This window comes from Nodularia sp. LEGE 04288 (assembly GCF_963896525.1).
Taxonomy (GTDB): domain Bacteria; phylum Cyanobacteriota; class Cyanobacteriia; order Cyanobacteriales; family Nostocaceae; genus Nodularia.
In genome coordinates this window covers 19,343-30,770 of record NZ_CAWQOY010000153.1, presented here as the reverse complement: position 1 = coordinate 30,770, position 11,428 = coordinate 19,343, and the positions used below count along the sequence as shown (strand labels likewise).

The 11,428-nt window shown below is 44.2% G+C and carries 10 protein-coding genes and 1 pseudogene; 2 read left to right on the top strand and 9 right to left on the bottom strand.

Annotation, left to right across the window (positions count from 1 at the left end; all coding sequences use genetic code 11):
• The 6 genes and pseudogenes from AACX33_RS22435 to pilM form a co-directional block, all read right to left on the bottom strand.
• A pseudogene (locus AACX33_RS22435) lies at positions 1 to 398 on the bottom strand (threonine-phosphate decarboxylase); the annotation flags it as partial.
• Positions 399 to 424: 26 nt separating this feature from the next.
• Positions 425 to 727: an HU family DNA-binding protein gene (locus AACX33_RS22430; protein WP_193998289.1), complete on the bottom strand. Its 303-nt coding sequence runs from the start codon at positions 725 to 727 to the stop codon at positions 425 to 427.
• Positions 728 to 1,269: 542 nt separating this feature from the next.
• Positions 1,270 to 3,666, bottom strand: coding sequence for an AMIN domain-containing protein (locus AACX33_RS22425; RefSeq protein WP_193998288.1), 2,397 nt, complete (start codon positions 3,664 to 3,666; stop codon positions 1,270 to 1,272).
• Between the two features lie 77 nt (positions 3,667 to 3,743).
• Positions 3,744 to 4,529, bottom strand: coding sequence for a pilus assembly protein PilO (locus tag AACX33_RS22420; protein WP_193998287.1), 786 nt, complete (start codon positions 4,527 to 4,529; stop codon positions 3,744 to 3,746).
• On the bottom strand, positions 4,526 to 5,296 hold the full coding sequence (locus AACX33_RS22415) for a PilN domain-containing protein (protein ID WP_193998286.1): 771 nt from the start codon (positions 5,294 to 5,296) through the stop codon (positions 4,526 to 4,528). The genes AACX33_RS22420 and AACX33_RS22415 overlap by 4 nt, the downstream gene beginning before the upstream one ends.
• Before the next feature lie 4 nt (positions 5,297 to 5,300).
• A complete protein-coding gene (gene pilM / locus AACX33_RS22410; protein WP_193998285.1) occupies positions 5,301 to 6,407 on the bottom strand; it encodes a type IV pilus assembly protein PilM in 1,107 nt (368 codons plus the stop codon).
• A 140-nt stretch (positions 6,408 to 6,547) separates the two neighbouring features.
• Here pilM and AACX33_RS22405 point away from each other — a divergent pair, with 140 nt between their 5' ends.
• Positions 6,548 to 7,849 (top strand): ABC transporter substrate-binding protein, encoded by a 1,302-nt coding sequence (locus tag AACX33_RS22405; RefSeq protein ID WP_193998284.1) that lies wholly within the window; start codon positions 6,548 to 6,550, stop codon positions 7,847 to 7,849.
• 353 nt (positions 7,850 to 8,202) lie between these two features.
• On the opposite strand, the gene AACX33_RS22400 is transcribed toward AACX33_RS22405, so the two are convergent.
• The 3 genes from AACX33_RS22400 to AACX33_RS22390 form a co-directional block, all read right to left on the bottom strand.
• A complete protein-coding gene (locus AACX33_RS22400) occupies positions 8,203 to 9,480 on the bottom strand; it encodes a Mur ligase family protein (RefSeq protein ID WP_193998283.1) in 1,278 nt (425 codons plus the stop codon).
• 199 nt (positions 9,481 to 9,679) lie between these two features.
• Positions 9,680 to 9,805 (bottom strand): photosystem II protein Y, encoded by a 126-nt coding sequence (locus AACX33_RS22395; protein ID WP_193998282.1) that lies wholly within the window; start codon positions 9,803 to 9,805, stop codon positions 9,680 to 9,682.
• A gap of 198 nt (positions 9,806 to 10,003) precedes the next feature.
• Positions 10,004 to 10,534, bottom strand: coding sequence for a gamma carbonic anhydrase family protein (locus AACX33_RS22390; protein WP_193998281.1), 531 nt, complete (start codon positions 10,532 to 10,534; stop codon positions 10,004 to 10,006).
• Between the two features lie 243 nt (positions 10,535 to 10,777).
• On the opposite strand from AACX33_RS22390, the gene AACX33_RS22385 reads away from it, so the two are divergent.
• Positions 10,778 to 11,287 carry a TIGR02652 family protein gene (locus tag AACX33_RS22385; RefSeq protein WP_445253342.1) on the top strand — a complete coding sequence of 170 codons (510 nt, stop codon included), beginning with the start codon at positions 10,778 to 10,780 and terminating at the stop codon, positions 11,285 to 11,287.
• Positions 11,288 to 11,428 lie beyond the last annotated feature (141 nt).

The following is an 11,428-nucleotide window of genomic DNA, read 5'->3' as shown; positions in this document are numbered from 1 at the left end:
CCCCACTCCCCATCCAAAGAAAGGGGAAACTCCAGGATTTTAGCGTTGTATGCCGTGAGTGTGCGGTAATAATCGCTAAAGGCTGGAGTAATTAAAGTAGTTGCAGATAATGTTGCTAATTCCCTACCGGCTAAAGTAAGTAATTCTGCTGAACCGTTACCAGGCAAAATCCACTCAGGAGGCAGTTGATGAAAGCGACCCAGAGCAAGTCTTAGGTCACTGTAATCTGGATCAGGATAGTGTCTAAGATTACCAATTTGGGAATAAATAGCGGCGATCGCACTATTTGGTGGCCCCAATGGACTGATGCTGGCAGAAAAATCCAGAATAGCTTCAGGTGGACAGCCAGCTAGTGCTGCTGCCCAAACTAAATTTCCGCCGTGAACTGGTTGCCGCATCAAAAAGAGGTTCCCGAAAAAGTCATCTATTCTTTTGGTTCTTTTGGTTCTTTTGGGGGTGCAACCTTTTCTCTAAAGAGCTTACCAGCAGAGAAAGCTGGAACCCTGGTGGCAGGAATTTCCATCTTTTCATTGGTTTTGGGGTTACGACCTTCACGAGCCTTACGTTCGCGTGATTCAAAAGAGCCAAATCCTACGAGGGTTACTTTATCGCCAGAAGAGACAGCTTCAATAATCGTTTCCAAAGCCGCAGTTAAGACAGCATCGGCTTGTTTTTTGGTCACACTAGCCTTTTCAGACACAGCATCAACTAATTCACCCTTGTTCATATCAAACTCCTTGATGTTTACTTAAGATTCTTTACTGTTGCACCATGTGGCATCTTTAATTAATTCTCCAAACAGAGAATTACAAAAGTCGTCCTTTGGGAGTATTTACATAAAAATGGCTGTACATCCCATCGGCTCGACTTTTCAATGAATCATTCTAAGGTGTTGTAGCCTGAAGTGGATAGATGAAACCATTAATTTATATAGATTTCAGGATTTTTTGTGATTTTTCAGTGATTTTGGCAGATAAATTATACATAAAAATGTAAAAACACTGATAAAATGCCCTGACTCTCAATTTTCCATTTCCCATTTCCCATTTCCCAAAGAAGAAATCAAAACAGAATTGTGAGCAAAATCTGCCCAGAAAAACCGCATCTACACAGACAAAACCCGCCTACGCGGGTTTGAAATCCTAAATTTTCTATGAGTCCGCGCAGGCGATGAGACAGCGCTGCAAGAGGGAAACCCTCTATAAGCGACTGCGAAGCAGGAGGGACTACGTTTGTCTAGCTGCCATTCTTAATCTCCAGGGCTTCAGATTATCTAGGCATACTCAACCCACGCCGTTCAATCATTTGCCGTACCTCTGGGCTGGGGGTGTAGTCATAGCCATAAGCCGAGTTCTCAGAGTCATCCATGACTTGCGGTGTGAGCAACACAATCACCTCATTACGCTGGTTACTTCTGTTTGTTTTTCTAAACAGCGAACCAATCAGAGGAATATCACCCAAGATGGGTATCTTAGATACATTAGTTCTGTCTGTGTCTTGGATAATACCTGAAAGAATGAGCGTCTGACCATCTCGTAGGCGAACTACACCAGAATTCAGAGAGCGCTCGGAGACTAAAAATATTTGTTGACTACCACCACCGCCAACATTAATACTAGCCGGAGCTACGGGTGCTTTGACTACAGGAGCCACGGAGAGCGAGACAAAACCGTTATCGTCAATCCGGTCAACTTTGACTGCTAAAGTTAAACCTACTTGCTCTTTGTCCGCTGTAATTGTTTCTGTCGCCAGATTCGCATCACGAACGATTTCCCTGGTGATGTTACCCACTACTTCCTGTGTCAAGTTGACGTTAGCTGTTTGACCTTCCTGCACAATTAAGGTAGGGTCGGTCAAAATTTTAGCATTGCCATTTTGTACCTGAGCTTGCAAACTTGCCAGAAGACGTTTGGGATATTGGAATAAGCTAGGTAGACCAAATGTATATTCATCTGGAGTTGCAGGCGTAGTTTGAGGTACCAACCTAAAGGCAGTCGGTTCACCTGTCACAGGATCAATCGCACTTGGCACAATTTCAAATGTAGTTGTTCCTGGCCGTCCAGGAGTAAAATCTGTGATCCCCGGTTGTGTGGGATTGCCATTGGGATCTAAAGGTGGACTAGCCGATGGCCTGCCAGTTGTGGGGTTGAAAAAACCATCCCTCAAAAATGGTTCTCCCGTAATCGGATTCGCAATTATTGGTGTCTCAGTTACACTGTTTCTTGTTTCAGTACTAGTAGCTGGTCTAGAACCACCAAAATTCAAACTAGCAGCACCCTCATCACTGCTAAAGAAGTTATTACCAATTCCAAAGGAAAAACTAGCGTTTTGGTCTTGGGTGTTCAAAAGGTTAACATCAATAATTCTCACGTTAACTGCCACTTGACGACGGCGGATATCAAGCTGCGTGAGTTGAGCCATTGCCATATCAACTGTCCTGGGTGTACCAATCAAAGTCAGAGAATTGGTGCGCTCATCTCCTAATGCTTGTAAACCCCTCAGTAACGGCTTTGAGTCTTTAAAATCAGCCCGTTGAATTTCTAGTCTGGTTTCTGTAGTCGTCTGGGTTTGGGTGATAGGGTTAGCTCCAGCACCCACAGGTACAGCATTCACACTGGTAACTTGTCGTTCCCGGCTGACAGCACTTTCAGCGCCTAAACCAACTAAGTAGTTGAGGGCAACTCCCACAGTCACCTGATTGAGTCGCAAGCTACGCATAACTACATCGCGGGTAGCATTGGGTAGACTAGTCCCAACAAAAATCGTGCGTCCACTGCGATTACCTTCTAAACCACTGAGGCGCAAAACGTAGTTAAACACATCTTGCACTGGCTCATTTTCTATATCTAGGGAGATTGTTTGAGAAGTTGCCTGACCTTGACCAGCAGCACCTCCAGTAGCAGCACCTCCAGCAGCAGGTTTCTCACCTTCCACATAAGCCAAATTCATCCCAGCCGCACGAGCTAGCAATGACAAAACCTCGCGGACTGGTGCATCTCTCAACACTAAACGGGGAACACGTTCCTGAGTGCCTAAGTCAATAGTGCTAGGAGAGGCATCTGTATTAGAAACAGCGATATCTCCCACTGGTGGGGCGACGGCTCTGGGTAAGAAAGGCGGCGCTTGACTCACAGGTTGACTGGGGCTAGCTGTTGGCGCTGGTCTGCCGTCAATTGAGACTTCTGGGTTAGGAACCAGAACATCTGGGGTAGCTGGGGCTGAAGTCGCAGCAGAGGGCGTTGCGGTTGAGGCTGTGGTTGCAGATGGCGTAAAGCTGAGAGTAAGTTCATTGGCCTTTCGCACCACAGGTTGATTTGTGGGGATGTTATTACTACCAGTCACCATGACTCGGATGCTATTGGCATCAAGTTGGATAACTTCCACCGCAGCAATTCCCGCCGCCGGGTTATCTTGGCGAAAATTATTGCCTTGCGGTAAACGCAATTGAGTGTTAATAATATCTGAGACTAAAGCATTACCTCTTTTGGTTGTGAAAACTTGGGGACGCGACCCTGAAGAAGTTTGCAAAACAACGCTAATTCCACCATTAGCTGGATTGACCTTCACCCCTGTTACTTGAGCAATTTGGGCTGAGGCTGGTTGAGCTGCGATAAATACAAAAGCAGCAGCGCCTAAGATCACACTATTACCGTGAAGCTGTTTCACCGTTCATTCCCCATTATATAAAACACCTGTTCACCAACAATTTTTGAGTAGTAGTATTGATTTTTCTACTCAGCAGTCTATTTTGTAGGAGTTGCTGCTGCTGCTTCAGCCTCCTTAGCTTTAGCTGCAACTTCCTCTGGATTCAGTGGCATTAATGCCTGTAGTTCAAAAGACGTAGTAATGGGTGCTGGCCCTACCCGAATCACTTCTTCTTCCTCCCGTGAGTTAGTGGCAGGTTCAGGAGTTAATCTGGCTTGATAATCTTGAACTATCAACAACGGCTGCAAACGCTCAATATTACGCATAATTGATTGCGTTTGTTCAAAAGTTCCCTCAATTTCAACGTTAATACTACTGCGTTTCAATTTGCCATCAACAGTTGGTCCGAAAGAGCCATCATTAATTGGTTCTGATGGCTCTGAAGATGGCACAAATTTCTGGAGTTTGGCTCTGACTGCATTAGCCGGAACTTGAGCATTACCAGATTCAACTAAACGATTTATATCCAGTAATAGGGTATCTAAGGTGTTTTCATCAGCAAATAAACTTAAAACCTGGATGGTTTCCCGCTTTGCTTGGGCTAATTCCGCCTTTACTTGGTCAATTTCCTGAACGCTGGCTCTTTTTTGCTCAACTTGACCTTGCAAATCATTAGCTTGTCCTTGTCGCTGCTGGTAAATTTCCCATGCTGGCATTACCATGTTGAGGAGGATATATGCTCCTCCAGCAAGACCCAATAAACCGACAATAATGCCAATAATCTTGGGGGTGAGGGTAATACCAAAAATTACCGGGTAGGCTGGTGTTTCTGCGCCGAATTGCCCGCCTTGCTCACCAAAATTAAAATCTTGACTCATTGTCATTTTGAAATGACTCCTATTTCTTGCATACTGCGAATTCTACTGACTAATCCCACTGTGCCTTTTTTCTCTAGTTCCGGGATTAACTCAGAAGCTGGAACATTACTTACACTTGATTGAATTGTATATCTTACTACTTGGGGTAGTTTAATTTCTAGCTCATTACGAGATTGATTACTACCTGGTGGTATTGGTGCATCTACTAAGGTGGCTGTGGTAATTCTGCTGGCGGAGGATTGCAAGAATTTAGACTCTTGCAGAGTCAAGAGAAAATCATTAACATCGTTGAACGAACGAGCAAATCCGGTAATTTCCAATTCGTCTGCCGGATTACCTGCGGGCTGTCCTTGTGCTGCGGCAGTGGGTTCAATTTGCTTAACGGTTTCAATTTGCACTGTGGCTGGTATGCGATCGCGCAAATCTTGTAACATGGCAGACCAAGGACGGATCTGATCAAACACTGTCACTAAACCCTGTGTTTCCGCTTTAACTTGTTGTGTCTCCTCCCGGATTTTGTTAATATTACCAATCTCAATTTCTAATTTCTGGTTTTCCTGGTCTAATAGTGCTATTTGCTGCTCTAATTGACTATTTTTCGCCTGCAAAAACCACCAACTAGCCCCGAAAAAAACCGGGAAACACAGACCAATAGCCAATCCTATATACAATGGAGTAAAATCGTCGATTGGCAGTTGAAATTGGCTGCTTTTTTTGGTCTTTTCTTGGTAACCTGCGCGATCTTTAAGAAAGTTAACATCTAAACTGTACATTTTTTTACACCTCCCGCATTCCCAGACCAAGTATGATCCCTAAGCCAGAACGTTGTGCTAAGGGGTATTTTTCTTCATCAACTTGCAAAGACAAAGATCCAATTGGATCAATTTGGACAGTTGGTAAGCCCAATCTTTGAGTGAAAAACTCATCTAGCTGTTGCAGTCCGCCTCCTGGGCCTGCTAAGAAAATCTGCGCCACTTCCAGGTTTTCACTTTGACTGAGGTAAAAATCGATAGAACGGCGCAGCTCATCTGTGAGTTCTCCTAAAACTCTCAACAAAGCTGCCATACTAGGATTGACTTCAGTTACTCCAGTCTGCCCACCATCAAGAGGAGTTGCCGGAATCACCATTCCCTGTAACAATGACATATCTCGTGATGTAGGTAAACTCATAGCCCTAGAAAGAGCCATTTGCATTTGATAAGTACCAATAGGCACGCTGCGCGAAAATTGCGGCACTCCATTAATCACAATGGCTATCTCTGTACTGTCGAACTCTATGTCAACTAATACCGCCGCCTCTTGCAGCCCGAATTGCCGCAGTTGATCACGAATAGTCCGAATCAGGGCAAAACTGTTAATCTCTAAAATATCGACTTGCAATCCTGCCTGTTCAAAAGTATTAAGATATGTATCTGTGACATCCTTGCGGGTGGCAACTAACAACACCTGTACTTTCTCAATGCCATCCTCATCGACAAAATACCCAAGTTTTTGATAATCTACATCAGCTTCTTCACGGGGATAAGGTAAATACAAGCCGGCTTCATGGTTTAATACCATCTCCCGTAATTCTTTCTCGTCCAACTCAGCTGGTATGGGGATCAGACGGACGATGGAATGTTGTCCTGGTATGGCGGTAGCCACACGAGAAGTCTTGATTTTACTCTCAGCCAGTGCTTGCTGAATTAATTGCGCCATTGTGGAGATGTCGATAATTTGACCATCGATAATGACTCCTTCGGGAACCGCTACCGATGTCAGGGATTCTAATTTCAAGCCTTGGCGCTGCTTGCGTAGCTGAACTACATTCACCCGTTCTGGTGCAAGTTCAATCCCCACCCCTTTATAAAATTTGGTCAACAGATTATTGAAGCTTTTCACCACAGTTATGCCAGTAGACTGCTCAATGTAAATTTTAAATGATACTAAAGAATTTTCTCAGGAATAAGTAACTCATTTAGCCTATAATCTCGACAATTCTGCATAACTTTTTCACCCCGATCAAGCGTAATAATACTGTTAAGATGATGCAATTGCGAAAATTCAAACAACTGGCTACTTGGGCATTCATTGGCTTATTAACCAGTTGGATGGTAAGTTGTAGTGCTGCAAATGTTGGTACAAATACACAACAACCTGCTTCAGGAGAGGCAACTGTTGAGTTTTGGACAATGCAACTCCAACCCCAATTTACTGAGTACTTCCAAAGCCTAATTGCGAATTTTGAAGCTCAGAATTCTAGTATAAAGGTTAACTGGGTGGATATACCCTGGTCAGCCATGGAGAACAAAATTTTAACAGCTGTTTCAGCAAATACGCCACCTGATGTTGTTAATCTCAATCCAGTTTTTGCTTCCCAACTAGCGGGACGAAATGCCTGGTTAGATTTAGATCCAAAAATCTCTAATGAAGAACGTTCCTCCTATCTACCGAATATCTGGAAAGCCAGCACCCTGAATGGTCAGAGTTTTGGTATTCCCTGGTACCTCACTACACGGTTAACTATTTATAACACTGATTTATTAAAACAGGCAGGTATAACTCAACCACCAGCAACCTTCGGAGAATTAGCAGATGTGGCCCAGCAAATGAAAGATAAGACGGGCAAATATGCCTTTTTTGTGACTTTTGCACCGCAAGATTCCGGTGAAGTTTTGGAATCATTTGTGCAAATGGGAGTCACCCTAGTAAATACCGAGGGTAAGGCGGCTTTTAATTCTCCAGAAGGTAAAGCAGCCTTTCAATACTGGGTAGATTTGTATAAAAAAGGGCTACTACCCAGAGAATCCTTAACCCAAGGACATCGCCATGCAATTGATTTATACCAATCTGGACAAACGGCATTTTTAGCTTCTGGGCCAGAGTTTCTGAAAACAATTGCTACTAATGCGCCCCAAATTGCCGCAGCTTCAGCTATAGCCCCGCAATTAACTGGTGATACTGGCAAAAAAAATGTGGCGGTGATGAATGTAGTTGTCCCCCGCGCTAGCAAACACCCCGACGCTGCTGTGAAATTTGCTTTATTTCTCACCAATGATGAAAATCAGCTAGCCTTTGCAAAAGAGGCTAATGTCTTACCATCGACAATCAAAGCCCTGGGAGATAGTTACTTTAAAAATGTTCCTGATACGGCTTCAACGGTAGAAAAGGCGAGAATTATTAGTGCTGAACAACTGCAACAAGCAGAGATTTTAACCCCAACTTTGAAAGATTCTAAACGTCTGCAAAAGGCAATTTATGAGAATTTGCAAGCAGCAATGTTAGGTCAAAAAACTGTGGATAAAGCTTTGGAAGATGCGGCACAAGAATGGGATAGTCGGGTATGAAGAGGCAGGGGAGCAGGGAGCAGGGAGCAGGGGGGATTTGGAAATTACTTTACTCTCCCGACTGCTTCATAACCTTTCCTCTTTTCTGACAAAGTGCTGAATGCGGATTGAATAAAATACACCAACCTCACCCCCAGCCCCTCTCCTTATCAAGCCGTGTACACACAAGTGATCGAATCGCCCCCTAACCCCCAATTCTGGGGGAACAAGAATTTTCAAAGTCCCCCAAACTTGGGGGATTTAGGGGGCTAAACAGGCTCAAACGCAGACAGGCAAGATTTGTGTGTACACCGTAGCCTTATCAAGGAGAGGGGAGACGACGTACCTACGATTTTCTCGTGATTAGTGGTAAATTACGGCGAAATAGTGAAAAAATGCCCGATTAAGTAGAGAGAACCACACAAAACCACTTGATGATTGGTGGAAGTGAAAGCTGCTTCTAGGGCTGAGGATAAGTCTGGATGAGTTTGACAGATGGATAATTCTGGGCAAATTTCACGAGCTATTTTGGCTAGTTCCAGAGGGTTGGCTGAACTATGATCGGGTACTGGTACGAGATATAATTGTTCAGGCGACGATGCTCCGCCCGCCGGAGGCGATCGCAATAAAGCTCGAAAAATGTCATGATGCTCTTTAGTAGAAAGCATTCCCATGATCCAAGTTATTTTAGGGGTATCTAAGCTATCGAGATAATCTCGCAGTGCGTGGGCTGCGGCTGGATTATGAGCGCCATCAATTAATAATTTGTGGTGGTTCCAAGTCACCCATTGCATTCGCCCCGGCCATTGCGTTTTGCCCATACCGTTGACAATGGCCTCTGGCGAAATTTCCCAACCTTGTTTTTGGAGAATTTCTACAGCAGCTAAAGCCAAAGCAGAATTAGTTAATTGAATTTGTCCCTGTAATGGCAAAGGATATTTAATTGTTGGGGAATTTTCCAGAGTTTGATATTCAGCCCATCCGGGAGCGATTTCACGAGCTGGTGGAGGCGCAATATAGGAGGATTCTAACTCTTGAGCGCGCGATCGCACAACTTTTTCCGCCTCTGCTGGCAATTGTCCCACGACAACCGGACACCCAGGTTTAATAATCCCGGCTTTTTCCCTAGCAATATCAGCAACAGTCGGTCCTAGTTGTTGCCAGTGTTCCCGGCTGATTGACGTAATTATTGTCACTAGTGGCTGGTCAAAAACATTAGTCGCATCCAAACGCCCTCCTAATCCCACCTCCACCACGGCCACATCGACTTTAGCTTGAGCAAAATACAACCAAGCTGCTGCGGTAATCACTTCAAACTGAGTCGGGTAATCATCATCAGGTTGAATAGCCTCTTGGACTTGTAGAATTAATTGGCTAAATTCCTCAGCAGAAATTTGCTGTGTATTGATGCAAATACGTTCTGTCCAATGGACTAAATGAGGAGAGGTATAACATCCTGTCCGATAACCAGCCTCAGTCAGTACAGAAGCAAGATAAGCACAAACTGAACCTTTACCGTTAGTGCCGGCAACATGAATGACTGGGACTTGGTGGTGAGGGTTGCCGAGATTTGCCAACAGTTTGAGAATGCGCGACAGTCCCAGATGAACGCCGAAACGCTGAAAGGGTTGGAGTAAAGAATTAATATCCACAAAAAGATCAAAGAAAAGAGGGAAATTTAGCCCAATTAACAACAGGACTTACGCAAAATTATGAAAAAACGAACCACGAAGGACACAAAGGACACGAAGTTAAGAGAGTTTCACAGAGTTCTTGCGTAAGTCCCATAACAAAACCGGCTACCCTGAATTAGGGAAACAGCCGGTTTGAGATGGATGATTTTGATTAAGTTTACGCTTCTTTGTTCAAAAAGTTTTGAACTTGTCTTAAAGCTGCGGCACCAATGTTAAACACAGCCCAAGCACCAGCAATGGCAATTGGTGCAACAACGATCGCAATCCGGTAATCGATATCCATTTTTAGAACCCCTCTTTTAAGTGAAAATTAAAGTTTTATCAACTGCTCTCATTTTTATTTTTAGCTGAATTGGTGAATTTTTCCAATCCTATCTGCAAAAAAATATGTGAACTTTTGCCGAAGCTGACCCCAAGCTCATGCTAAAAATCGGGGCTGTCAGGCAATTAACAAGATATTTTTATTTTACAATATTTGGCGCTATTTCTTTTGGTGAAAGCCGATATCACTTGCTTTTCCGGCATGAACCAAAGCTAACTTTTTGTAACGTTCAGCGTGTTCAATCAGTTCTGCGGCTTCGTTTTCTGGAATTTGGCGCAACACTTTACCGGGAACACCGACAACCAGGGACAGGGGAGGAACATTTTTAGTCACTACTGCGCCAGCACCAATAATGCTACCATGACCCACTGTTACCCCGTCTAAAATAATTGCGCCAATGCCAATTAAGCTGCCACGTTCAATGTAGGCTGAATGTATGACGGCACGATGCCCGACGGTGACATGATTTTCTAAAATTGTTGGTAAACCGGGATCACCATGTAAAATTGCTCCATCCTGAATGTTTGTACATTCGCCAATATCAATTCGTTCGACATCTCCCCTCACCACTGCACCATACCAAATGCTGGCCCCGGCTTGAATGTTGACGGAACCTATGACTATAGCGTTGGCGGCGATGAAGGCTGCTGGAGAAAAATCGGGAGATGGCCAGTAAGAAGCTGTAGACACGATAGAATATGAATATGGTACCCAGGAACACTCTTTGAAACTCTCAACTTTGAGGCTGGTTGCACAACCAGGATATCACGGTGTCAAATCTCTAAACTGAGTCAAATGCTTGTGAAAATTGTTCACGCTGTAACTACGTTTCTTTGCAGCCACGAGCAAGCCTTCAAATATAGAGGACCGAATGTGTAAAATCCAACTCACTGGTGCTGGTGAAGATGAAACTATGTATGTACGCACTTCATGATGAATCCAGGTTTGCAGTACCCCATATTTGGCGCTGACATTCAGTGTCCCCACTGTCGTCAGACTATTCCGGCGCTGACACTCACAGATACCTATTTGTGTCCCCGTCATGGTGCTTTTGAGGCTGACCCTAAAACAGGAGAATTAGTTCATCTACAGTCGGGTCGTCATTGGCGACGCTGGAATAATGAATGGTATAGACAGCATACCCATCCGGATGGGATTCGCTTTGAAATCCACGAGGCACTGGATAAGCTATACACTCAAGGTTACAGAGCTACACGGGTAATTATTGCTATACGTTATCAGGAATTGATGAGTGGCTATTTGGAACGCAGCACTCCTTGGCGTTCTGGACAGCCGGAAGCCACTTATGCACGATTATACGGCTTACCTGTGGATTTTAGTCCCGATGCTGCGGAAGACCCTTGTTGGGATGTGATTAATTTTGATTTGGAAAAGGAGCCTGGTGTCCCTGTACGCTACCCCTATTTCCGATTATTTGAGTAAATCAGCAGTTATCAGACATCTCCGACAAAGAATGTAGGGACAATTCATGGATTGTCTCTACAAGGGTTAAACGAAAAAGTATATTTAAATGCGGTCGATGTCTATTGGTCGTTTAACCTAATGACTAGGTGACTAATGATT

Coding starts and splice junctions, on each gene's coding strand:
- AACX33_RS22430 (WP_193998289.1), bottom strand. CDS start 727: ATGAACAAGGGTGAATTAGTTGATGCTGTGTCTGAAAAGGCTAGTGTG.
- AACX33_RS22420 (WP_193998287.1), bottom strand. CDS start 4,529: ATGACAATGAGTCAAGATTTTAATTTTGGTGAGCAAGGCGGGCAATTC.
- AACX33_RS22415 (WP_193998286.1), bottom strand. CDS start 5,296: ATGTACAGTTTAGATGTTAACTTTCTTAAAGATCGCGCAGGTTACCAA.
- AACX33_RS22405 (WP_193998284.1), top strand. CDS start 6,548: ATGATGCAATTGCGAAAATTCAAACAACTGGCTACTTGGGCATTCATT.
- AACX33_RS22395 (WP_193998282.1), bottom strand. CDS start 9,805: ATGGATATCGATTACCGGATTGCGATCGTTGTTGCACCAATTGCCATT.
- AACX33_RS22385 (WP_445253342.1), top strand. CDS start 10,778: ATGAATCCAGGTTTGCAGTACCCCATATTTGGCGCTGACATTCAGTGT.